22 protein-coding genes are annotated in these 23859 nt (G+C 65.7%); 4 read left to right on the plus strand and 18 right to left on the minus strand.

The window, feature by feature from the left end; genetic code table 11:
* Nucleotides 1-51: 51 nt before the first annotated feature.
* Nucleotides 52-1455 (minus strand): cation diffusion facilitator family transporter, encoded by a 1404-nt coding sequence (locus QMG84_RS13895; protein ID WP_281928614.1) that lies wholly within the window; start codon nt 1453-1455, stop codon nt 52-54.
* A gap of 156 nt (nt 1456-1611) precedes the next feature.
* Between QMG84_RS13895 and gloA the strand changes: the two genes are divergently transcribed.
* The 3 genes from gloA (at nt 1612) to QMG84_RS13910 (ending at nt 3532) form a co-directional block, all read left to right on the plus strand.
* A complete protein-coding gene (gene gloA, locus QMG84_RS13900; protein ID WP_281928616.1) occupies nt 1612-2052 on the plus strand; it encodes a lactoylglutathione lyase in 441 nt (146 codons plus the stop codon).
* A gap of 403 nt (nt 2053-2455) precedes the next feature.
* Nucleotides 2456-2806 (plus strand): hypothetical protein, encoded by a 351-nt coding sequence (locus QMG84_RS13905; RefSeq protein WP_281928618.1) that lies wholly within the window; start codon nt 2456-2458, stop codon nt 2804-2806.
* An 81-nt stretch (nt 2807-2887) separates the two neighbouring features.
* The gene (locus QMG84_RS13910) at nt 2888-3532 is read left to right on the plus strand and encodes a DedA family protein (protein ID WP_281932014.1); all 645 of its coding nucleotides are present in this window, start codon (nt 2888-2890) and stop codon (nt 3530-3532) included.
* 263 nt (nt 3533-3795) lie between these two features.
* On the opposite strand, the gene QMG84_RS13915 is transcribed toward QMG84_RS13910, so the two are convergent.
* Entirely contained in the window at nt 3796-4287 is a 492-nt protein-coding gene (locus QMG84_RS13915) for a DUF2244 domain-containing protein (protein WP_281928620.1), read from the minus strand.
* 49 nt (nt 4288-4336) lie between these two features.
* Between QMG84_RS13915 and nth the strand changes: the two genes are divergently transcribed.
* A complete protein-coding gene (nth, locus tag QMG84_RS13920; RefSeq protein ID WP_281932016.1) occupies nt 4337-5047 on the plus strand; it encodes an endonuclease III in 711 nt (236 codons plus the stop codon).
* A 23-nt stretch (nt 5048-5070) separates the two neighbouring features.
* Here nth and QMG84_RS13925 read toward each other — a convergent pair whose 3' ends face one another.
* The 16 genes from QMG84_RS13925 to mraY form a co-directional block, all read right to left on the minus strand.
* Nucleotides 5071-5511, minus strand: a complete 441-nt coding sequence (locus tag QMG84_RS13925) for a hypothetical protein (RefSeq protein ID WP_281928621.1) — start codon at nt 5509-5511, stop codon at nt 5071-5073.
* Nucleotides 5508-5771, minus strand: a complete 264-nt coding sequence (locus QMG84_RS13930) for a type II toxin-antitoxin system Phd/YefM family antitoxin (protein WP_281928622.1) — start codon at nt 5769-5771, stop codon at nt 5508-5510. Before QMG84_RS13930 ends, QMG84_RS13925 begins: the two co-directional genes overlap by 4 nt.
* A gap of 78 nt (nt 5772-5849) precedes the next feature.
* A complete protein-coding gene (gene recN, locus QMG84_RS13935; protein ID WP_281932018.1) occupies nt 5850-7526 on the minus strand; it encodes a DNA repair protein RecN in 1677 nt (558 codons plus the stop codon).
* Between the two features lie 186 nt (nt 7527-7712).
* Nucleotides 7713-8600 carry an outer membrane protein assembly factor BamD gene (locus QMG84_RS13940; RefSeq protein ID WP_281928623.1) on the minus strand — a complete coding sequence of 296 codons (888 nt, stop codon included), beginning with the start codon at nt 8598-8600 and terminating at the stop codon, nt 7713-7715.
* Between the two features lie 177 nt (nt 8601-8777).
* Nucleotides 8778-9740 carry a UDP-3-O-acyl-N-acetylglucosamine deacetylase gene (lpxC, locus tag QMG84_RS13945; RefSeq protein WP_281928625.1) on the minus strand — a complete coding sequence of 321 codons (963 nt, stop codon included), beginning with the start codon at nt 9738-9740 and terminating at the stop codon, nt 8778-8780.
* Nucleotides 9741-9868: 128 nt separating this feature from the next.
* Nucleotides 9869-11581: a cell division protein FtsZ gene (ftsZ, locus tag QMG84_RS13950; protein WP_202072406.1), complete on the minus strand. Its 1713-nt coding sequence runs from the start codon at nt 11579-11581 to the stop codon at nt 9869-9871.
* A 154-nt stretch (nt 11582-11735) separates the two neighbouring features.
* Entirely contained in the window at nt 11736-13049 is a 1314-nt protein-coding gene (gene ftsA, locus QMG84_RS13955) for a cell division protein FtsA (RefSeq protein WP_202072405.1), read from the minus strand.
* 4 nt (nt 13050-13053) lie between these two features.
* On the minus strand, nt 13054-14049 hold the full coding sequence (locus tag QMG84_RS13960) for a cell division protein FtsQ/DivIB (RefSeq protein WP_281928627.1): 996 nt from the start codon (nt 14047-14049) through the stop codon (nt 13054-13056).
* Complete coding sequence (locus QMG84_RS13965) at nt 14016-14939, minus strand: D-alanine--D-alanine ligase (protein ID WP_281928628.1); 924 nt, start codon at nt 14937-14939, stop codon at nt 14016-14018. Before QMG84_RS13965 ends, QMG84_RS13960 begins: the two co-directional genes overlap by 34 nt.
* A 99-nt stretch (nt 14940-15038) precedes the next feature.
* On the minus strand, nt 15039-16583 hold the full coding sequence (locus QMG84_RS13970) for a hypothetical protein (protein WP_281928629.1): 1545 nt from the start codon (nt 16581-16583) through the stop codon (nt 15039-15041).
* Nucleotides 16584-17504 carry a UDP-N-acetylmuramate dehydrogenase gene (gene murB, locus QMG84_RS13975; RefSeq protein WP_281928630.1) on the minus strand — a complete coding sequence of 307 codons (921 nt, stop codon included), beginning with the start codon at nt 17502-17504 and terminating at the stop codon, nt 16584-16586.
* A gap of 145 nt (nt 17505-17649) precedes the next feature.
* Nucleotides 17650-19062 carry a UDP-N-acetylmuramate--L-alanine ligase gene (gene murC / locus QMG84_RS13980; RefSeq protein WP_281928631.1) on the minus strand — a complete coding sequence of 471 codons (1413 nt, stop codon included), beginning with the start codon at nt 19060-19062 and terminating at the stop codon, nt 17650-17652.
* Between the two features lie 14 nt (nt 19063-19076).
* Nucleotides 19077-20177: an undecaprenyldiphospho-muramoylpentapeptide beta-N-acetylglucosaminyltransferase gene (gene murG, locus QMG84_RS13985; protein WP_281928632.1), complete on the minus strand. Its 1101-nt coding sequence runs from the start codon at nt 20175-20177 to the stop codon at nt 19077-19079.
* A gap of 2 nt (nt 20178-20179) precedes the next feature.
* Nucleotides 20180-21340, minus strand: coding sequence for an FtsW/RodA/SpoVE family cell cycle protein (locus QMG84_RS13990; protein WP_281928633.1), 1161 nt, complete (start codon nt 21338-21340; stop codon nt 20180-20182).
* On the minus strand, nt 21337-22764 hold the full coding sequence (gene murD, locus QMG84_RS13995; protein WP_281928634.1) for a UDP-N-acetylmuramoyl-L-alanine--D-glutamate ligase: 1428 nt from the start codon (nt 22762-22764) through the stop codon (nt 21337-21339). The genes QMG84_RS13990 and murD overlap by 4 nt, the downstream gene beginning before the upstream one ends.
* A gap of 2 nt (nt 22765-22766) precedes the next feature.
* Nucleotides 22767-23849, minus strand: coding sequence for a phospho-N-acetylmuramoyl-pentapeptide-transferase (gene mraY, locus QMG84_RS14000; RefSeq protein ID WP_281928635.1), 1083 nt, complete (start codon nt 23847-23849; stop codon nt 22767-22769).
* Between the last annotated feature and the right edge of the window lie 10 nt (nt 23850-23859).

Genomic DNA, 23859 nt, shown 5'->3' on the forward strand with positions numbered 1-23859 from the left:
CGGGCCTGAAGGCCCGCGGTCCGGACCGCGCGCCTTCAGGCGCGCCGCCGCTCAATCATGATCGGCCGGCTCGGCATGGCCGACGATGCGCAGGATCTGAGGATATTCCTCGCGCATCCGGCGCTCCAACCCATCGACCGCTTCATGCACCGTCTCGACCGGCACGCTGGCGTCGACGGCGCAGTGATAATTCACCACGAGCCCGCCGGAGGTTTCACGCACGCGCACGTCGTGCACATTGGCGATATAGCCAACTTGCTCGCTGTGGCGATCGAGCGCCGCCGCGATCTCCCGCACAAGTTCATCCGGCGCGTCGCGGCCGACGAGCACATGCGGCGCCAGCGGCTCGATATGGGTCTCGATTTCGACGTCTGCGCCGAATTCGTCCCGAATGGCGCTTTCGAAATCCGTGGCGATGGCGTGAGCGCGCCCCATCGGCATGACGCCGTCGAGTTCTATGTCGAGGCCGATCGACAAGCGCTCGCCGATCTGCTGGGCGATAACGTGATGCGCAGTGATATGGCGGCGCGCGGCGACGAGCATGATGCGCTCGACCACCGTCTCGTCGTCGAGCGCCCTGGCGTCGGCGGTGATGGTGACGCGCGCATGCGGGACGGCGGCGAGGATGGCCTCCGAGACCGCGGCCTTGATGCGCGCCGCCTGCTCGACGCGCAGCGTGCGCGCGACGCCGATCGTCGCGTCGCCGATAATCTCCGCGCCGGCGCTGCGCAGCCGCAATTCGTCGAGCGTGATGACGCCCGGCACGTTGAGAATCGCCCGCTCGATGTGCGGCGTAAGATCGCCCGGCGCCACGTCGACCAAAGTGTCGATCGTGCGCCGGCCGAGCCGGTAGCCGGCGATGGCGATGAAGCCCGCCACGCCGAAGGAGGCGAGCGCGTCGCCCTGCGGAAAGCCGAAATGCGCCGCCGCCACGCCGATCAGCGCCAGAACTGACGACACGAGATCGCTGGCGAAATGCAGGGCGTCGGCGGCGAGCGCGTCGCTGCGCTCCTCCCGCGCGATCTCGGCCAACTGCCGCGAGCGCACGAAATCGATGAGGATCGACGCCACCAGCACGCCATAGGCCGGCCAGCCGGTTTCGATCGTCACCTGCTCTCCGCCGAGGCGCCTGATCGCCTCGCCGACAACCACGAGCGCCAGGCCAAAGAGCAGGCCGGTCTCGACAAGCGCCGCGAGCGCCTCATATTTTCCATGTCCGTAATGATGTTCCGCGTCCGCCGGCTTCTCCGCCTCGCGCACCGCAAAATAGGTCAGCGCCGTCGCGCCCGTGTCGACAAAGGCGTGGCCAGCCTCGGAGAGCAGCGCGAGCGAGCCGGACCAGAGGCCGGCGGCGAGCTTGGCCACGGCGAGTAGCGCGCTCGCGGCGATGGAGGCCTTGGCTGCGGCGATTTTCCGGCTGGCGCCGTGGGCGTCGAGCGCCCTCGTCTCGGTCATGGGAGGTTGCCTGCGAAAATTGACGCGCTTTGCCTAGCAAGAGGCGGCCCCGGCCGCAAACGCCGCTTGTGGATCGCCGCGGCGGAACGACTCACCCTCGGCCACGCACAAGCCGGCGCGCCGGTGCTAGGATGCGCCATCAACAGGAGTTTACGCATGAAGTTTCTGCATACGATGATCCGGGTGGGCGATCTCGACCGCTCGCTGCATTTTTTCTGCGACATTCTCGGCCTCACGGAAGTGCGCCGCATGGAGAATGAAAAAGGCCGCTATACGCTCGTCTATCTGGCGGCGCCCGCCGACATCGAGGAGGCCAAGCGCAGCGGCGCCCCGACGATCGAGCTCACCTATAATTGGGACGAGCACGAATATGCTAGTGGGCGCAATTTCGGCCATCTCGCTTTCGCCGTCGACGACATCTACGAGGTCTGCGGGAGGCTTCAGAAAGCCGGCGTGACGATCAACCGGCCGCCGCGCGACGGCCATATGGCGTTTGTGCGCACCCCGGACGCGGTGTCGATTGAGCTGCTGCAAAAAGGTAAGCCCTTGGAGCCCAAGGAGCCTTGGGCCTCGGCGCAGAATATCGGCGTTTGGTGACGCCGCAGGCGGGATGGACTTTGGAATTGTTGTGCAGGCGCAGCAAAGATTTTTTCACTGCGCCATGAAACTATGACCAGAGTGGCGCGTTGGGACAATACGGAGGCGCGGCAAGGGCGCGCCGCGCTTCCTCCACGCAAAAATTTACAACCGCTCGTCGTAGGCGCGTCACAGGCCTCGTATAGGAGCGGCGATACGCGGGGACGGAGCGTGCAAGGCGCGTTTCCGGGCCGAAGGCGAAAGCGCCCGGGTCCGTTGCGGATCCGAGGTTTTCAGCGTGAGCGGTTCAGCGACGGTTCAGTCGCCGCCGCCCAATTTTCAAGATGACGCCGCGCCCGAGGGGTCGGACGGCGTAGGAAGCGAAGAGGACGGGCTGAAAAAAGAAAGCAAAGCGGAGGACGATATGCTGGTAACGGATCTGATCCATTCCTGCTCGAATGAGATGGTCGCCCAGGCGGCCCTCAAAAGCATCGGCGGCCGCTTCGCCGAGCGCGTCCGCGTGGCGGCGCAAGAGAAGGGAATGAGCGTCGGCAGATTCGTATCGATTATCGTTCGCGACTTCGCCCGCCGGGCGGATGACGGCGTCCGCGAGGCGCTGCGCGAACGGATCACGGGCGACGACCAGCCGTTGCTCAAGGGCCTGCGCGCGGTGCTCGAACCCGCGCTCGAAGAGGGAGCCCTCTTCGCCGATGAAGGCTTCGGTCAACCCTTCGCAATCAACCTGAGCTGCGCCGGCGCGCATCAGTATCAGTAACGGCCCGAAGGGCTCAACGCATCGGAGCGACATCGCGCCGCGGTGTCGCTTTTTGTTTATCCGAGCTTGCGCGACGTCATCATGGCCCATTTCCTCGATCAGGCGCAGATCGCCGCCATCCTCTCGACCTATGGCTATTGGGCCATCTTCCTGGTGGTTGCGTTGGAAAGCTCCGGCCTGCCTTTGCCGGGCGAAACCATGCTGGTCGGCGCCGCGATCTATGCGCGCCTCTCCGGCGCGCTCTCGATCGACTGGATTGTCGCGGCCGCCGCCGCCGGCGCCATCATGGGCGACAACATCGGCTATTGGATCGGCCGCGAATTCGGCTACCGCTTCCTGGAGCGTCATGGCTGGCGCGTAGGTCTCGGCCCGGAGAAGCTGCGGCTCGGGCAATATCTCTTCTACAAATGGGGCGGCGCCATCGTCTTTTTCGGCCGCTTCATCGCGCTGCTGCGCATTCTCGCGGCGCTGCTCGCGGGCGCCAACCGCCTGCCGGCCGGCAAGTTCTTCCTCTTCAACGCGGCCGGGGGCATTGTTTGGGCGCTCGTCTTCGGCTTCGGCGCCTATTGGCTGACAGCGGGTTTCGAGAAGATCGAGGGGCGGCTCGCAACGCTCGGCATTGTCTGTGGCCTGATCGGGCTCTTTGTGCTGTGGCGCTACTATAAGGTGAATGAGGAGCGGCTGTTGCGCGACGCCGACGCCGTCCTCTCGCAACGCAAGCAATAAGACGAGATCCGCTCGACTGTTCGGCACATTCCCGACGCTCGCACAGTTCGGACACACAGGAAAACCACCGCCGTCATTGCGAGGAGGCTGAGCCGACGAAGCAATCCAGAGCCGCATCGTCGCCCTGGATTGCTTCGCTTCGCTCGCAATGACGGGCTCTGAGCAAAACCAGCGCTTTTGTGGCTCTGGATTCCGGTCGGGCTTTCAGCCCACCGGGAATAACACGCGCCCGCTACGAGCTATTCAAACGGAACTGGTAGAAGTCAGGAAAAGCGCGGTCCCCGTTTCGCCGTGGCGAGGGCGTGGGTGAGATCGCGGGCGAGTTCGGCCTTCTGATCCGGCCCCAGGAATGAGCCGACCTCGACGGTCTCGCCGCGAAACACCAAAGCGACGCTCTGCGTGCCGAATTCCTCGTGGACCTTCTGCTCCAGGCGCACCCAGGCGGGATTGAAGCGCCACTCGCGCCGCCAGCCGCCGGCGCCGACCTTGGCGAAGACGAGCTCGACCGGCGTGACGTCCACCGTCTCATAGGCGCGCGCATCGCGGAAGCTGAGGCGGAAGGCGATGAACAGCGCCAACGCGTCGAGCCCCATGAAGCCCGCGACGGGCCAGGCCCCCATGAACAGAAAAGGCAGCGCGAACAGTCCTTGCGCGATGCAATAGGCGAGGATGAAGAGATAGAAGGCGCGCGGCGTCATCGATCGATGCGGCGAAAGGCGCTTGGAATAAATCGGTTCGTCAAAGGGCTCAGCCATGGGCTCTACAGCGCTTTCGTCCCTGCGAACCAATAGATATAACGCCGTCATGGCGGGAAGAAACAGCGAAAACGCACAGACCAGGAAGCCCCTTGCTAAAAGGCCTCGTGCCCGCCGCCTGCCGGCGGCGGAGGCCGCGCGGATCGAGGCCATTTTCGCACGCCTCGCCGAAGCCAATCCCGAGCCCAAGGGCGAGCTTCTTTACACGAACCCCTTCACCCTGCTGGTCGCCGTCGTGCTCTCCGCACAGGCGACCGACGCCGGGGTGAACAAAGCGACGCCGGCGCTTTTCGCCATCGCCGACACTCCTGAGAAAATGGTCGCTCTCGGCGAGGACCGCGTGCGCGAGGCGATCAAGACCATCGGCCTCTTCCGCACCAAGGCCAAGAACGTCGTTGCGCTCTCGCAATTGCTGATCGAGCGCCACGGGGGCGAGGTGCCGCAGGACCGCGATGCGCTGACGGCGCTGCCCGGCGTCGGCCGCAAGACCGCCAATGTCGTGCTCAACATCGCCTTCCACCTGCCGACCATCGCCGTCGACACGCATATCTTCCGCATCTCGAACCGCCTGCCCCTCGCCAAGGGCGCGACGCCGGAGGCGGTGGAGAAAGGGCTCGAGGCCGTCGTGCCGGAGAAATATCTCCTGCACGCGCATCACTGGCTGATCCTGCACGGCCGCTATGTGTGCAAAGCGCGCAAGCCGGAATGCGCGCGGTGCATCTTGTATGATTTGTGCAAATTCAAGGAGAAGACGGCGTGACGTAGCCGTGCCTGAGCGAAGCGCTACTCCCCGCGGGGAACCGACTTCGCTCGAACTGTTCGCCAACGCGCCACAAGGCGTTCGCGCAGCACTCTCATGAAGCCCGGCGGCAGCATCCCGTAAACAACGCTCGCGGGGTCGCCCCGGACTGCCGGGCGAAGATCGGGCCCCGGCCAAACAAAATCATTGGCTTCGGTCAGCACAACCCAGGAACGGGCTGAATCGAGCCCGAGGCGTTGCTTCGTCGCCAGAGGGATCTCCAGCCCATCGTCGGGGTTCATCGGAGCGGTATGGGTGACTGGCAGGACGCGGACAAGCGGCGCCTTTCCCCCTTCACGCAGAAGAACGAGAACGACCGCGCAGGGCCGGTCCTTGGCGCCTTCTTCCCTGCCCTCGCGAGCTTCGCGGGCCCAAAGATAGGAATATCGGATCAACAATCCCGGCTGTGGCGCCGGCCAACTCACGGCCGCCAGTCTTTCAATTCCTCATCCAGGCTCTCATGGCCTGGCGGGACTTCGGCCTTGGCGATGGCGGCTATTTCTTCTTCCGTAAAATCCGCCAGTTCCACAACGCGCCGGTCACGGCGCTTGAGGCGTGAATATTCCTCGGCCGAAATGACCACCAGCCGGTCACAACCGTTCCTCGTTATGGTGATCGGCTCGGAGAGCGCGCGATCGGCCAATGTGCTGTAATTCTCGATAAATTCAGCGGAAGAGACCTTCATGGGTCTTTCACTCGCTTTGTGACGCCATCCTTATTATGGGCGCGCCCTCTTTTGGTCGCAAGCGCATTGGCCTTGGAGCTACCCCGCCCCTTCCAGCAACCGCATCGCCGCGGCGCGCGCTTCGTCGGTGATCGCCGCGCCTGACAGCATCCGCGCGATCTCCTCCCGCCGCTCGGCCTCCGCCAGCACAGCGACGCTCGTCGCCACGCGCTTTTCCTTGCCCTTGCTTGACGCGCCCTTGCTGATGCGCAAATGGCGGCTGGCGCGGGCGGCGACCTGCGGCGCATGCGTCACGGCAAGCACCTGAGCCTTGCCCGCGAGCCGCGCGAGGCGCTGGCCGATCGCGTCGGCCACCGCGCCGCCGACCCCCGTATCGATCTCGTCGAAGACCAGCGTCGGGGCCGAGCCACGGTCGGCGAGCACGACCTTCAAGGCCAGCATGAAGCGCGCAAGCTCGCCGCCCGACGCCACCTTGGTCAGCGGCCCGGGACGCGAGCCCGGATTGGTCTGCACCCAGAATTCGACCCGGTCGATCCCCTCCGGTCCGCCGTTCTCGGGCTCGCTCGTCACCTGCGTCGAGAAATGCGCGCCCTCCAGCTTCAAAGGCTTCAGCTCGGCGTCGACCAGCGAATCGAGCTTTTTCGCCGCCTTCTGGCGGGCGGCGGAGAGCGCGCGCGCGGCCGTGTCATAGGCGGCCTTCGCCGTCTCAAGCTCCTGCGCGAGCTTTGTCAGCCGCGCTTCCGAGGCGTCGAGCGCCGCAATGTCTCCGGCGAATTTCTCAGCGAGCTTCGGCAGCTCCGGAATGCCCACCTGATATTTGCGCGCCGCCCCGCGCAGCGCGAAGAGCCGCTCCTCGACGCGCTCCAACTCCGCCGGATCGAAACGCGTTTCGGCGAGCGCCTGCTCCAGCGCCTGCTCAGCGAGCGACAAAGCGTCGACGGCCTGCGCCATCGCCTTGGCCGGTGGCTCCAATATTTGCGGCGCCTGCGTCAGCCGGCGTTCCAGCCGGCGCGCGGCATGGCCGATCTCCACGGCCGGAGCCCGGTCATCCGCGAAAACCGCGAGCGCGTCGCGAATGTCGGTCGCGACCTTCTCGGCGCGCTGCATGAACAGCCGGCGTTCGGCGAGCGTCTCCTCCTCGCCTGGCTCGGGCGCGAGCTTGGTCAGCTCCTCATGGGCGTGGCGCAGATAATCGGCGTCGGCGCGCGCCTTGGCGATGCGCGCCTCCTCATCGGCCAGAGCGCGCCGCGCCGCCTGCCAGGCGCTGTGCCTGCCGCGCACCTCAATGGCCTGACCGAGCAAACCGCCATGGGCGTCGACCAGCGTGCGATGAGCGCTCGGATCGACAAGCGCGCGATCATCGTGCTGGCAATGGATTTCCACCAGCTCGCGGCCAATGGCGCGAAGCGCCTGCGCCGTCGCCGGTTGGTCGTTGACGAAGGCGCGCGTGCGCCCGTCCGCCGCCTGCACGCGGCGCAGCACCATTTCGTCCTCGCTGGCGAGGCCGAATTCGCGCGCAGCCAGATGGGCGGGATGGTCCGGGGCAAGATCGAAGACGGCCGTCACCTGGCCTTGCTCACTGCCCGCGCGCACGAGCGAAGCGTCGCCGCGCCCGCCCAGGGCAAGCACAAACGCGTCGAGCAGAATAGACTTGCCGGCGCCCGTCTCGCCGGTAAGCGTCGTCAGCCCCTGCCCGAAATCGAGATCGAGCGCGTCGATGAGCACGATATCGCGAATCGAGAGGCGGGTGAGCATGACGCTGACTTTATCGCTCCGGCGCGCGAACCGCATGCAACAGCCCCGCCGCCCAGTGGTGGCGGAAGGGCGCGATTCGCCGACGCGCCAAGGTTGGCACGCCCTGCGACGAAATCAATCGGGGACCGCGCGCCTTCAGGCGCGCATTTTTAAGAGGCGAGCCTGAAGGCTCGCGGTCCAAATTGGTTAGATCGCGTGCAGCGTCTTGCCGACCTTGGAGAGCCAGGAATCGCTATATTCGTGCGGCTCCAGACCGCCCGTTTTCAACAAGGCGTGCGCGTCCTTGTACCATTGCGAATCCGGGTAGTTATGACCGAGGATCGCCGCCGCCGTCTGCGCCTCATTGGTGACGCCCATGGCGAGATAGGCTTCCGTCAGGCGGTAGAGCGCTTCTTCCGTATGGCGAGTCGTCTGATATTTGCCGAGCACGTCGTGGAAACGGTTGATCGCCGCCGGGTAATTCTTACGCGTCAGATAGAAGCGACCGACCTGCATTTCCTTGGCGGCGAGCTGATCGCGCGCCACGCCCATCTTGTATTTGGCGTCGGCGACATATTCGGACTTCGGGTATTTCTGGATCAGCTCGGAGAAAATCTGCAGCGCCTTTTCAGCAGAAGACTGGTCGCGCATCACGTCGGGCACTTGGTTGTAGTAGCTCATGCCAGCGAGATAAAAGACATAAGGCGTGTCGGGCGAATTCGGATAAAGGCCGATGTAACGCTGCGCCGCCTGGACGGCTTCGTCATAAGCCGGCTTCTCATATTGCGTGAAGACAGTCATCAGCAGCGCCTTGCGCGACCATTCGGACGAGGGATAGTTTTTCTCCACCTCGCCGAATCTCTTCGCCGCCTTCTCGTAGTCCTTGGCCTTCAGCCTGGCGAGGCCCTGGTTGTAGAGGTCGTCGGCTGGAATGTCCGGGGTGATTTCCGTCTTATATTTTTCGCCGCCGCCCAAAAGGCCAAAGCCGCTCGTGATCGTATCCATGATGTCCGCGCGCGCCGGCGCAATGGCGAGCGCCAGGGCCGCCGCGGCGAGCATAGCGGAAGAGCGGAAAGAAGCAGCGAAAACAGACATTATGAAGCGCCCCTTGCGGCAAAGAGCGACGACCGCGCCGCGCTCTGAAAGCCTATTAGCCTAAACCGCCATAACCCGCCACTCGCGGCCCCGCTCGAGAGCGCATTGCGATACGCATGCGCGCCGGACCCGCGCCGTCCCGGCGCTGGCGGCGCGCGGCGACGGATGATGCGGTTATTAGGAAGGACTTTGTTCTGGCGAGATTATGGCGAAAGACGCCGCCGGCCGCTCCGCGACAACATGGCGCTCGACCAATTCCAGCGCGCCTTGGCGCATCGCCGTTTGCACCAGCGCCACATTCAGCGCATGCCCGCCTCTGAAGGAGCGGAACGCCCCCAGGATCGGCGCGCCGGCGAGCGCGAGGTCTCCGACGACGTCGAGCATTTTGTGGCGGACGAATTCGTCGACGTAGCGCAGCCCCTCGGGGTTGAGCACGGTCTCGCCGTCGAGCACCACCGTATTCCCGAGCGAGGCGCCGAGCGCGAGGCCGCCGCGCCACAGACGCTCGGCGTCGCGCAGGAAGCCGAAGCTGCGCGCGCCGGCGAGCTCGCGGCGGAATGTTTCGGGGGTGACGTCCAACGCGCGGCGCTGCCGGCCAATGCGGCCCTCGAAGGCGATTTCGACGTCGAGGCTCAGGCCGCCGCCCGCTGGCGTCAGCTCGGCCCAGCCGGCGCCGTCGGAGACGCGCACAGGCGCGCTCACGCGCAAAACACGACGGGGCGCGGCCAGCTCGGCGATGCCCGCCTCATCGAGCGCGGCGACAAAGGCTCCAGCGGAGCCGTCCATGGCGGGGACTTCCGCGCCCTCGATCTCGACAAGGGCGTTGTCGACGCCAAGGCCCGCGAGCGCCGCCAGCAGGTGTTCGACGGTCGAGACGCTCGCGCCCTCGCCCGACAGCCGCGTGCGCAATTGCGTGGCGTCGACGCTGCGCCAGTCGGCGAGGATGTCCGCGCCGTCGACGCTGAAGACGATCCCGGAATCGGCGGCGGAAGGCGAAAGCGTGAGACGCGCTGGTGTGTCGCTATGGACGCCGCGGCCGCTGAGCGTGACGGGGCGCGCAAGCGATGTCTGGGCGCGAGACTTCGGGCGAATGAGGGGATCCTCCCGGCGAAGGCTGGAACAGGCCCAAGTTAGAGCCACTTACTGGATAATTCTTATCCCAGGGGCGTGGCAAGGCTCCAGTAACGGTTTGCTACCGTTTGTTACAAGCCACGCGCAAAAAAGACAAAGGCCCGCGCTGGCGGGCCTTTGCGAAGCTGCAAAGCAGCTTAGTGGTTCGATTGCCGGCGCAGGAAAGCCGGGATTTCGAGATGGTCTTCCTCCACCGGACGCGGCGCGGGGGCGCGGCGGCCATGGGTGTCGAGCCCGGCGTGACCCGGCGCCTGCGGCGCAGGCGCCGCCGGGCGCTTGCCATATTCGGCGTGCGCCGGAGAAGGCTGCGGTGCGCGCGGCGGCATGGGGGCCTGAGGATAAGGCGCGGCGGGCGCGGCCTGCATCGCGTCCTCCTGGCGGCTCGCGCCGAAGGAGGCGAGGCGCTCGAAGATCGATTTACGACGCGGGTCCTGCGACGCCTCAGCGTGGTGCTGACGAATCTGATCCTGCACCGGCCGCGGGAAATCCTCGAGCGACGGCATGCGCGGGGTGCGCGGCATCTCGGGCGCCGGCGGCACATAAGGCGCCGCGGCTGGCTCCGCAGCCATGCGCGGCGCGGGCTCCGGCATCGGCTCGACATAGGCCGGACGCGCGGCGACCGGCTCCAGATAGACGCCATTCGTCGTCATATGGGCGGGCGCAGCCGGGGCCGGCTCGGCATAATAGACAGGAGCCGGCGCCGCTTCGCGCATCTCGGGCTGATAGGCGGGCGCGGGCGCGCGTTCCGGCATCGCGTAGATCTGGGCCGAAGGGGCGGCCTCGGCGACGGGCGCCGGTTGCGACTTGGCGTGCAACTGCTGGCGCAGCCGCTCGGCGGCCTCGGCCATCCGGCTCTGGCTCGTCGGATCCTCGGCCGTGATTGCGGCGAGATCGATGCCCGTCGCGACGACCGACACGCGGATGACGCCTTCGAGCGAGGAATCGAAAGTGGCGCCAAGGATGATATTGGCGTCCTCGTCGACCTCCTGACGGATGCGGCTCGCCGCCTCGTCGACTTCATAAAGCGTGAGATCGTGGCCGCCGGTGATCGAGATCAGCAGGCCGCGCGCGCCCTTCATCGACACTTCGTCGAGCAGCGGATTGGCGATCGCCGCTTCGGCCGCGAGATTGGCGCGGCGCTCGCCGGTCGCCTCGCCCGTGCCCATCATCGCCTTGCCCATGCCGCGCATGATCGAGCGCACGTCGGCGAAGTCGAGGTTGATGAGGCCTTCCTTGACCATGAGATCGGTGACCGAGGCCACGCCCGAATAGAGCACCTGATCCGCCATGGCGAAGGCGTCGGCGAAGGTCGTCTTCTCCGTCGCGATGCGGAAGAGATTCTGGTTCGGGATGACGATCAGCGTGTCGACGCATTTCTGCAGCTCGCCAATGCCGGCGTCGGCGATGCGCAGACGGCGCTGACCCTCGAAATGGAACGGCTTGGTCACGACGCCGACAGTGAGGATGCCCATCTCGCGCGCGATCTGCGCGATGACCGGCGCGGCGCCCGTGCCGGTGCCGCCACCCATGCCGGCGGTGACGAAGCACATATGCGCGCCCTGCAGATGCTCGCGAATCTCCTCGCGAGCTTCCTCAGCGGCGGCGCGGCCGACTTCCGGCTGGGCGCCGGCGCCGAGACCTTCCGTCACCTGCAGGCCCATCTGAATCACGCGCTCGGCGGAAGAAGAGGCAAGCGCCTGAGCGTCGGTGTTGGCGACCAGAAAATCGACGCCCGACAGGCCAGACGTGATCATGTTGTTGACGGCGTTGCAGCCGCCCCCGCCCACGCCGCAGACCATGATTCGGGGCTTGAGTTCCCTCAGTTCGGGCGCTTTGAGATTGATCGTCATTTGCCAGGCCTCTCGGAATTAACACAGCTCATCGGCGTCGGTTGTCCTTTCCTTGGACGCCCCGTCGCCGAACGCGTCGTCCTCGGTAACTTTACGCAGAGGCCCGTCTCGACAGGCCGAATCGCTTCGGTAGAGAGAATCACTTGCTGCGATTCTAGAAGCTTTCCTTTAACCATCTACCCACTCGCGACATGTAACCATCCGTACCCGTCGCAAACCTTTCGCCGCGATGCGGCTCGAAATATTCGCGCCCCGCGACCTGCGGATAGACGAGCAATCCCGCCGCCGCCGCGAATGCGGGGCTGCGCGCCGGATCGGGAAGACCGTCGACTCCGATCGGGCGGCCGATGCGCACTTGCCCGCCGAGAATCGACCGCGCGCACTCGGCCGCGCCGGTGAGCTGACAGGCGCCGCCGGTGAGCACGATGCGGCGGTTGGGGCCGGACGGATAGCCGGCGCGCGCGAGCCGGTCACGCAGGAATTCGAACGTCTCCTCGATGCGCGGACGAATGATCCGCACGAGATGCGACTTCGGCGCATAGTGCTTGTGACGGCCGCTCTCGCCGACATGATCGAAGGACACCGTCTCGCGCTCGTCGGAGGAAGACGAGATCGCCGAGCCGTGGAAGGTCTTCAGGCGCTCGGCGTCGGCAAGGCGCGCGTCGAGGCCGCGGGCAATGTCCATGGTGACGTGATTGCCGCCGAGCGTCACGGCGTCGAGATGTGTCAACTTTCCGCGCGCGAAGACCGCAAGCGAGGTCGAGCCCGCGCCCATGTCGATGAGGACGACGCCCATTTCCGCCTCGTCGGGCTCGAGCGCCGATAGGCCGGCGGCGTAAGGCGCAGCGGCCATGCCTTCCACGCCGAGATGGCCGCGCTCCGCCGCGAGGACGAGATTGCGAACCGCCGCCTGATCGCAGCTTGCCACATGGAGATCGACGCCGAGCTCGTCGCCGATCATATCCTTGGGCTCGCGAATGTCCGGCACGCCGTCGAGCGAGAAGCCTGTCGGGATCGAATGCACGGCGACGCGGCCGCGATGCAGGTGATGCGCGGCGGAAGCTTCGAGCACGCGATGAATGTCGCTTTCCGCGACCTCACGCCCGCCGATCGCGCGCTTCGCGGCAAAGTGTTCCGACGCGAGACGGCCGCCCGACGCGGTGACGATCACATGATCGATCTGCGTTCCGGCCATGCGCTCGGCCGCGTCCACCGTCTGCCGGATGGCGCGCTCGGCCGCGTCCATGTCGATCACGAGGCCGTGTTTCACGCCGAGCGAGCGCTGGTGGCCGATGCCGATGACGCGGATGCGATGCGTCCGCCAGTCGCGCGGCGCAACGTCGCCGACCGGCGTCAGGCGCGCGATCAGGCAAGCGATCTTCGACGTGCCGATATCGAGCACGCCGAAGGTCGCGGCGCGGCGCGGCGAGAGCGGCTTGAGACGGGGGGGAACAAGCTGGGACTTCATGACTCTACCCACCAGCCTTCTTGGTTTTATGGGGCAACGCCGCTTCTCGCGCCGCGGCGGCTTCCTCCGTCAGGCGCACCGTGACGCGGTCGGCCGCGCGAAGATCGATCGCCATCACGTCTTTGTCGAGAATGCGCGCCTCGCGCTGCAGGCGGATCAGGGCGCCGATGGCGCGGCCCGGATCGGCTTCCGGCAATTTCACGATCACGCCATTGGTCATCTCGATGTCCCAACGGCGGTTGGCGACGAGAACGCCGGCCTTCACACGCTGCGCGAGATCGCCCATCCCCTCTCTGATCGCCAGGAATTCCGGCAGACGTTTCTGCGCGCCCTCGCCGACAACGAAGGGCAAGCCGAGGTAACGCTCGTCGCGCAGTTCGTCGATCGCGACGCCGTCATCGGAAACAACCGAGATGCGGCCGTCGCGCTGCCAAAGCGCTTGCGGCCGGCGCTCCTCGATCGCGACGACGAGACGGTTGGGATAAAGCTTCATCACCCGCGCTGTCTTCACGAGCGGGATGGCCAGCAAGCGCTCGCGAACGGCGCCGGCGTCGAGAAAGAGCAGCGATTGGCGCGGCGTGACTCCCGCGGCGTCCAGAAGCTCGTTTTCGGTCAGCCGCGACTGCCCGGTGATGGTCACCGCGGAAATATCGAAACCGAAAGCGCGGGCGGCAATGTCCCAGGGCTGGCCTTCGCGCCGGATGAGCGCGTCATAGCCGCCATTCTGCAAGGCGCCGGCGAGGCCGACCCCGCCAAAGAGAAGAAGCACGGCGGCCAGGCCGACGCCCGGACGTGCAAGAAACGCGTAGCGCTGCAGCGCGGACGGCCCATCGTCGAGGCGATGCGGCTGCTGGGGCGGAAGATCGGCGGTGGCGGCGGCGCTGGCGTAGGAGGCGCCCGCGACAGCCGCCTCGGGCTGGGCGAGCGGAAAATGTACAGGCGGGAGGGAAGTCGCGAGCGACTCCCTCAACGATCGCAGGATGCGTTCTCCACCATCCATTTCACAAGCTCGCCGAACGATAAACCTGCATAAGCCGCCATATCTGGCACGAGCGAGGTCTCCGTCATTCCCGGCTGCGTATTGACTTCCAACACGACAAGCTCGCCCGTTCCATCGGGGCGATCGTCGTATCTGAAGTCCGCGCGGCTGACGCCGCGGCAACCGAGAGCCCGATGAGCCTCGATGGCTAAATGTTGAACCTCTTGGTAAATATTTTGTTTAAGATTCGCGGGAATAACGTGTTTTGAACCGCCTTTCGCGTATTTCGCGTGGTAGTCGTACCAGCCGCCGTCAGCGGCGAGAATCTCGATCACGTCGAGCGCGCGGTCTCCCATCACGGCGCAGGTAAGTTCCCGCCCCGCCACGAATTGTTCGGCGAGCATCAGATCGCCATGCGCCCAATCTTCCCGCATCAGCTCCTGCGGCGGATGGGCCTGGTCCTCCCTGACGATGAAGACGCCGAAGGAGGAGCCCTCCGAGACGGGCTTCAGCACATAGGGCGGCGGCAGCACATGCGCCTTCGCGGCCTCCAGACGATGCACGACGCGGCCTTTGGGCACGGGAACGCCGGCGGCCGCCATCACGACCTTGGCCACGTCCTTCTTCATCGCGAGCGAGGAAGCGAGCACGCCCGAATGCGTATAGGGAATGCGCAACAGCTCGAGCACGCCCTGAATACAGCCGTCCTCACCGAACTTTCCGTGCAGGGCGTTGAAGGCCACGTCGGGCGCGAGCGACGCCAGCACGGTTGCGGCGTCATGGCCGACATCGACCGGCGTCACGCGGTAGCCCTGCTCCTCCAGCGCTTTGGCGCAGGCCGCGCCTGAGCGCAAAGAGACTTCGCGTTCGGCGGAGAGTCCGCCCATCAGCACGGCGACGTGTTTGGTCATATCGATCTCTTGATTGGCGCCAAAGCAAAGCTGAAAGAGAAGTCTTTGCCTCTGTCGCGCGTTGATCGGGCCGCGCCCGAATCCCTTACCCGGCCGAAGCTATGCCGCCCCCGGAGACGGCGCAACGGCGTCCCGCGCCTTGCGGGTCCAGATTTCGATTTCCTCGGATCGCCCGGTTTTTTCGTAGCCATCGAGGACGGTCGCGCACTCCGGCTGCTTGATCGCCCACTCGCGCGTCTCTTTATCCTCGACGATGATGACGTCGGGCTTGCCGAGGCGAACATCCTCGGCAAATCCGGCGAGATCGCGACGGCGATAGTCCTGCAGCAGCGCGCGCCGCTCCGGGTCGATGGAGCCCTTCGAGAGATAGGCGGCGAAGCTCGCGACCCAAAGCGCATTGGGGCGGCCGACCCAGACGCCGCCGAGCTGGCGCGTGACCGGATGGCCAAAGTCGAGCTGGCGCGCCATGGCGATCACGCGCGGATGCGGCGGCGCAACGCGTTCGATCGCCGCGCGCAGACCGGGGTGCTCCTCGGCGTTCACCCAAAGCATGTGAGCGCCGAATTCGAAGGGCGCGGCGATCAGCAGAGGCAGGAAGACGAATTTGAACAGCCGCCCTTCCCGCGCGGCCTTGGCGCGCGGATCGTCGCCGAGCGCGAACAGGCTCCAGGCGAGAAGCGCCAGCACGACGCCTGGATAGGCGTGATTCATCCAGCCTTTCCCCTGCAAGAAAAAGCTTGCGAGAAAGGCGGCCGAGGCGAAGGCGCAGACCCGCACGGCGGCGGGCGCCACGCCACGCGCCGAGGCGATCAAAAGCGCGCCGAGAAGCGCGAGGTTGACAGGCGCGAGCGAGCGGAAGGCGAGATTGGCCGTGGTTTCGCGGGACGGCTGATAAACATCCGCGATCACGGGCAGCGCGTAATGCGCATAGCCCGGGAAAAACACGAGGGTCGCGACGCCATAGGCGACGCAGACGCCGACGGCCGTGGCCATTTCCGCCGTCAGCAGCGAACGAAGCGAGCGTTCGCGGTACGCAATAGCGAGCGCCGGCGCGATGATCGCGAGCGCGAAAAACGGTTTGAAGCAGACGGCCAGCCCGCCGCCGAGGCCTGCGACGATCCGCAATGGCCGAGCGACGCGCCCGCCCTCGGCTGACGCCGCCAATGTCGCAAGCAGAGGCGCGAGCGCCAGAAGCGCCAGATGCTCGCGTTCCGCGAAAGCCAAAGCAGGCGCGACGAGCAGCAGGAAAACCGCTGCGTTGGCGATAAGCCCCCATTCCTTACGCGAACGCGGTGCGCCCGAACGCAGGATCACAGCGCTGAGCGCGATCGACAGAAAGGCGGAAAAGAACACGAGCCCTGCAACGACCGGCTCGGCCGCAAGGCCCAAGGCGCGGGCCAGTCTGATCGCCGGCGCCAGAACGAGAAAGGACGCCGGCGGGTTTGGATCGGTGATGTCGACATAGGGAACGGCGCCGTCGACATATCGCTCGGCAAAAGTGATGAACCAGGACACGTCGCAATCGAGATGGCCGGCGATCTGCTGGCCGATTGCAATCAAGACCAGGGCAAGCGTCGTCCAGGGACTCGCAAGGATCGCCTCGAGCTTCGAGGCCGCGTCGGCGCCCGGCGTGTCCGCTTTCATCTAAGCGACGCCGATCCTTTTGATCTCCCAGTGCAGTTCCACGCCGCTCGTCTCCAAGACGCGGGCCCGCACCGTCTCGCCGAGATTTTCGATGTCGGCGGCGGTGGCGGCGCCGCGGTTGATGAGGAAATTGCAATGCATCTCGCTCACCTGCGCATCGCCCACGACGAGGCCGCGGCAGCCGGCGGCGTCGATCAATTGCCAGGCCTTGTGGCCTTCGGGATTCTTGAAGGTCGAGCCGCCGGTCTTTTCCTTGATGGGCTGCGAAGCCTCGCGCGCCTGCGTGATGCGATCCATCTCGGCGAGGATCGCCGTGCTGTCGCCGGGCCGGCCCTGAAACAGCGCCTGCGTGAAAATAACATCCGCCGGCGCCGAGCAGTGGCGGTAGCTGTAGCCCATATCGGCGATGGAGAAGATACGGATGTTGCCTGCGCGATCGACGCCGCGCGCTTCGATGAGCGTATCCTTGGTCTCGCCGCCATGCGCGCCGGCGTTCATGCGCAGCGCGCCGCCGATGGCGCCGGGAATGCCGCGATAAAAGGCCAGACCATCAATGCCCGCATCCGCCGCGGCGCGCGCGGCTTTCACATCCGGGACGGCGGCGCCGACGCGCAGGCGCGCGTTTTCTTCAATGGCGATCTCCCCGAAGCCTTTCGCCGAGAGCCGGATAACCACGCCCGCAACGCCGCCGTCGCGCACGATGAGATTGGAGCCGAGCCCGATGACGGTGACGGGAATGTCGCTCGGCAGACGCGAGAGGAAATAGGCGAGGTCCGCTTCGTCCGCCGGCATGAAGAGAAGCTGCGCCGGCCCGCCGACGCGAAACCATGTGTAAGGCGCGAGCGGCTCATTGGCGGAGAGTTTGCCGCGCAACTCGGGCAGGAGGGGCGCGATGTCGGGGGTGAGATCGCGGAAGGTCATAGACGCTTCCTCCTTCTCCCGCTTGCGGGAGAAGGTGTCGCGCGGAACGCGTGACGGATGAGGGCGGCCCTCACCCGACCCTCGCTGACGCGAGGGCCACCGTCTCCCGCAAGCGGGAGAGGGGAGGAGCCGTGAAGAATGCGCGTCATGCGCTGACCCCGCCCGCCGCAAGCTGCTCCGGCAGCGCATAGGCCCATTGCGTGATGTTCCCCGCGCCGAGACACACAACGTAATCGCCCGGCGTCACGATCTCGCGCACCATGGCCGGCAGCACTTCCGGCGATGGCAGACTCACGGCGCGGCGATGGCCGTGCGCGCGAATGGCCGAGACGAGCGCGTCACGATCGACGCCCACGATTGGCTGCTCGCCCGCCGGATAGACATCGGCGACAATCACGACATCCGCGTCGTTGAAGCAGGTCGCGAAGGCGTCGAAGAGCGATTGCAGGCGCGTATAGCGATGCGGCTGCACAACTGCGACGACCTTGCCCTTGGTGGAGGCGCGCGCGGCGCGCAGCACGGCGCCGATCTCCACCGGATGGTGGCCGTAATCGTCGAAGACCTGAACGCCGTTCCATTCGCCCGTGCGCGTGAAGCGGCGCTTGACGCCGCCGAAGCCCGCGAGCGCCTTGCGGATCTGATCCGGCGACAGGCCAAGCTGATAGGCCACAGTGATGGCCGCCGTGGCATTCAGCGCATTGTGATGGCCGGGCATCGGCAGCAGCAGGTTTTCGAGGTAAGTCGCCTGCGCGGTCTTGCGGTCGCGCAGCAGCACGTTGAAGCGCGACACGCCGCCTTCGAGATTGACGTCCAGCAGCCGCACGTCGGCCTGCGGATTCTCGCCATAGGTGAAAACCCGGCGGTCCTCAATCTTGCCGACGAGCTCCTGCACGGTCGGATGATCGAGGCACATCACCGCGAAGCCGTAGAACGGCAGATTTTCGATGAAGGCGCGAAAGGCTTCCTTGATCGCATCGAAAGTGTGGAAATGGTCGAGATGCTCGGGATCGATGTTGGTGACGATCGCGACATCGGCGGGAAGCTTCAAGAAGGTGCCGTCGCTTTCGTCGGCCTCCACCACCATCCAATCGCCGGCGCCCAATCGCGCATTGGTGCCATAGGCGTTGATGATGCCGCCATTGATGACGGTCGGATCGAGCCCGCCGGCGTCGAGCAGCGTCGCGACAAGAGACGTGGTCGTCGTCTTGCCATGCGTGCCGGCGATGGCGACGCATTGCTTGAGGCGCATCAGCTCCGCGAGCATTTCGGCGCGGCGCACCACAGGCAGGCGCTTCTCGCGCGCCGCGACAAGCTCGGGGTTGTCGCGCTTGATGGCGGTCGAGACCACGACGACGGCGGCTTCGGCGAGATTCTTCGCGTCATGGCCGACGAAGACCCTGGCGCCCTTTTCGGCGACGCGCTTCACATTGGCGTTTTCGGCGGCGTCCGAGCCCTGCACCGTGTAGCCGAGATTGAGCAGCACTTCGGCGATGCCCGACATGCCGATGCCGCCAATGCCGACAAAGTGAATGGGGCCGAGATCGCGCGGCAGTTTCATTCCAATGTGTCTCCTTAAGGCGCGCGGCTTTGGGCCACGTTCAAAATCAGATCGGCGAGACGCTCGGCCGCGTCGGCGACGCCGACGCGCTTGGCGGCTTCAGCTTTTTGCGCGAGCGCCTGCGGCGCCTCGATGAGCTGCGCGAGACGCGCAGTCAGGAAGGCCGGCGAGAAATCGCTCTGCTTCACCGTCTCCGCGGCGCCGGCCTGTTCGATGACGGCGGCGTTTGCGGCCTGATCGCCATCGAGCGATTGCGGCAGCGGCACGAGCAGCGACGGACGGCCGATGACGGCAAGCTCGGAAACGGTCGATGCGCCCGCGCGCGCGATGACAAAATGCGCCTGCGCAATGCGCAGCGGCAGATCTTTGAAGAAGGGTGCGATCTCGACGTCCACCTTGGCGCTCTCGTAGATGGCCTCGACGCGAGCGATGTCCTCGGCGCGGGTCTGCTGCACGAGCCGAATGCGCGCACGCAAATGATCCGGCAGAGCGGCGATCGCTTCGGGCACGATATCCGCCATCACGCGCGCGCCCTGCGAGCCGCCGGTGACGAGAAGCCGGAAGGTTCCGTCTGCGAAATCGGGATAAGCGCGCGTCGCCGCCTCCAGCACCGCCGGACGCACCGGATTGCCGGTGACGACGACCTTGCTCTGCAAAGCGGGCGGCACGGCGAGATTGGGGAGTCCTGCGGCGATCTTGTCGACATGGCCGGAGAGAAAGCGGTTTGCCTTCCCCATGATGGCGTTCGACTCGTGCAGCGCGGTGGGGATTTTCAGGAAAGACGCCGCGAGCAGCGGCGGCACGGTGGGATAGCCGCCAAAACCGATCACAGCGCGCGGGCGCAACCGGCTCATGACCTTCGCGGCCTGCGCTGTGCCATAAGCAAGCTGCGCAACGGCGCGCGCCTTCTCAAACAGCGAGCCGCCGCGCGGCGTCGCCGAGGGAATGCAATGCATCGCGCGCGCCGGAAAGCTCCCGCCATAAGCCAGCGCCCGCTCGTCGGTGACGAGCTCCACCGCAGCGCCGCGGGCTTCGAGCGCATGCGCCAGCGCCTCGGCTGGAAAGAGATGGCCGCCGGTGCCGCCGGCGGCGAGAAGAATGGGCCGATCGTTCATTGTCAGGCCGCCGCCGGCAAAGGCCCGCTCGTCGCGGCGACCTCGGTCAGGACCCGCGTGCGCGGGCGCTTGCGCGTGACGGCGAGCAAGAAGCCCATGCCGAGCGACAGCGAGATGAGCGACGAGCCGCCGTAGGAAACGAAAGGCAGCGTCATGCCCTTGGCGGGCATGAGGTGGACGTTCACCGCCATATTGATGCAGCTCTGCAGGCCAAAGAGCATGACGAGCCCCGCCGTCGCAAAACGGCAGAACGGGTCTTCGTTGCGCGCGGCGGAGAAGAGCCCCCGCACCACGATGAAGGCGAAGACCATCGCCAGCACAATGCAGACGATGACGCCGAACTCCTCGCCGATGACAGCGAAAATGAAGTCCGTATGCGAGTCGGGCAGGATGCGCTTGACCGTGCCTTCGCCCGGCCCCTTGCCGAACCAGGAACCCGCCTTGAAGCTTTCGAGCGCGGTCTCGGATTGGAAGTTCGTCGGCACGCCGGCGACGGGCGGCGGCGGCTCGAGAAAGGCGTCGACGCGCGCGCGCACGTGTGGCGCAAATTTGTAGGCCAGCAGCGCGGCGGTAGCGCCGAGGCCGCCAAGCCCGACGACCCAGATGAGATGCAGCCCCGCCATGAAGAAGAGCGCGGCCCAGACAACCGAGATCAGCATGGTCTGGCCGAAATCGGGCTGCAAAACGAGCGGCCCGATGGTGAGCGGAAAGAGAAGGAGCGCGAGCCAGTTGCCGGGAACGTCCTTGCGCCGCGCGCCTTCCGAAAAGGCCCAGGCGACGACGACGACAAAGGACGGCTTGAGGAACTCCGAAGGCTGAATGCCGAAGATCCAGCGCCGTGCGCCTTTCACTTCCTGGCCGAAGAACAGCGTCGCGACGACGAGCGCCAGCGACACGATGAAAACGACGAGCGCGGCGCGACGCACATGGCGCGGCGACAGGAAGGAGGCGCCGATCATCACCGCCAACGCCGGCAGAAGATAGGCGACCTGTCGGTTGACGAAATGGAAGGTCGAGAGATGCAGCCGTTCCGCAACCGGCGGACTGCCCGCCATGCCGAAGACGAGGCCCGCGACGATGAGAAGCGCGATGCCGGCGAGAAGCCAACGATCGATGGTCCATGCCCAATCGGAGATTGGTGTTCGCTCGGCGCGCGAAATCATGGGTGCTCTCCTCTGCGAGCGGCGATAACGGCTGGCAATCCGTTGACGAGGGCGCGGAAGGCGTCGCCGCGCGCCTCGAAATTCTTGAATTGGTCGTACGAAGCGCAGGCGGGCGAGAGCAGCACGATCGGCTCCGCCGCATCGCCGTCCAGCGCATCGAAAGCCGCACGCATCGTCGCGACGTCGAGCGTCTCGCAGCGCTCATAAGGCAGCGCGCCGTCGAGCGTGCGCGCGAAATCGTCGCTCGCATGGCCGATGAGATAAGCCTTGCGAATGCGCGGGAAGTAAGGCCGCAGCGGCTCGATGCCGCCCTCCTTCGCCTTGCCGCCGATGATCCAGTAGATGTCGGCAAAGCTCGCGAGCGCTTTTTCTGCGGCGTCGGCGTTGGTCGCCTTGGAGTCGTTCACGAAGAGCGTGCGCTCGATGCGGCCGACCTCCTCCATGCGATGCGGCAGGCCCGGATAGCTCAGCAGGCCGCGGGCGATTTCCTCGTCCTCCAGCCCGCATTCCCAGGCGGCCGCGGCGGCGAAAGCGGCGTTTTGCGCATTATGCGCGCCGCGCAAAGCGCGTGCGCCTAGCAAGGAGCCGAGCAACTCGGCTTCTTCCGGCGGATGGCCCTGTTCGCGGAAATAGACGCCGCCGTCTTCGACATAAAATCCCCAATCCAGACGACGCGCGGCGGAAACCGGCATGATACGCTGCCCGGGTTTGGGATCGGCGGAGAGACGCGCGCCGATTGCGTGCGTATAGGCGTCGTCGACGCCGACGAGCGCCACCTCGGCGCTCGCGACGAGGCGCTCTTTCACCGCCGCGTAATTCTCCATCGTGCCGTGGCGGTCGATGTGATCGGGCGTCAGATTGATCAATATGCCGATGGTCGGATTGAGCGAGGGCGTGAGATCGATCTGGAAGGACGAGCACTCGATGACATGGATGCGTTCATCCGACGGCGGCTCGAGATCGAGAATCGGCACGCCGATATTGCCGCCGAGCTGCACGTCGCGGCCGGCCTCGCGCAGAATATGCGCGATGAGCGCAGTCGTCGTCGATTTGCCGTTGGTGCCGGTGATGGCGACAAAAGGCGCGCCGCCAGCATGCGCCGCGCGTTCGCGGCAAAAGAGCTCGATGTCGCCGATGACCTCGACGCCGGCGGCGCGGGCGCGCGCGACCGTCCAATGCGGCTCCGGATGAGTCAGCGGCACGCCGGGCGCGAGAACCAACGCGGCGAAAGACGACCAGTCGCTATCGGATAGATCTTCGAGCGGCACGCCATTCCGTGCGGCGGCGAGTCGCCCCGCTTCGCCATCGTCCCAGGCGCGCACATTAGCGCCGCCCGCCATCAGCGCTTTCGCGGTGGAGAGTCCCGAGCCGCCGAGCCCGAAGAGGGCGACAGTCTTGCCTCTGAATGTTCTGACCGGCGTCATGATCACCTCAGCTTGAGGGTCGAAAGACCCATGAGCGCCAGAACGAAGGCGATGACCCAGAAGCGGATGACGATCTGCGGCTCCTTCCAGCCCTTCTTTTCGAAGTGGTGATGAATCGGCGCCATCAGGAAGATGCGCTTGCCGGTCGCCTTGAAATAGGCGACCTGAATGATGACCGACGCGCCTTCGAGCACGAAGAGTCCGCCGACGATGACGAGCACGAATTCCTGCTTCACCGCGACGGCGACTGCGCCGAGCAATCCGCCGAGCGCGAGCGAACCGGTGTCGCCCATGAAGATCTGCGCAGGCGGCGCGTTGAACCACAGGAATCCAAGCCCGGCGCCGATCAGCGCGGAGCAGACGATGGTGAGCTCGCCCGCGCCTGCAACGTAATTCACGCCAAGATAATTCGAGAAGATCGAATTGCCGACGAGATAGGCAAAGATCGCGAATGTGCCGACCGCGATCATCGACGGAACGATGGCGAGGCCGTCGAGACCATCGGTGAGATTGACGCAATTGCCCGCGGCGACGATGACGAAGGCGCCGAAGACGATGAAGAACAGGCCCAGCGAGCCGACGTAGCCCTTCACCATCGGTATGGCGAGATTCGACATATTCTCGCCGCCGACTTTCATCATCAGATAGCAGGCGATGCCGGCGGCAAGGAATTCGAGCGCGAGGCGCGCCTTGCCGGAGAAACCGGCGTGCGATTGCTTCGTCACCTTGAGGTAATCGTCGTAAAAGCCGATCGCGCCGAAAGAGGCGGTGACGAAGAGCACGATCCACACATAATAGTTGCGCAGATTGGCCCACAGCAGCGTCGCGGCGATGAGGCCGGAGAGGATCATCAGCCCGCCCATGGTGGGCGTGCCCTTTTTCGTCAGAAGATGCGACTCGGGCCCATCCTCGCGGATCGGCTGGCCCTTGCCCTGCTTGAGGCGCAGCGCCGCGATAATGTTCGGGCCAAAGAAGAAGACGAAGAACAGCGCCGTCGCCGCCGCCATGGCGGCCCGGAAGGTGATGTAGCGAAAGATGTTGAGCGGACTGTAGAGATAAGACAGATCCGCGAGCAGCGTCAGCATACAGTAGTCC

It is taken from the genome of Methylocystis iwaonis (genome assembly GCF_027925385.1).
In the GTDB taxonomy this organism is placed as follows: domain Bacteria; phylum Pseudomonadota; class Alphaproteobacteria; order Rhizobiales; family Beijerinckiaceae; genus Methylocystis; species Methylocystis iwaonis.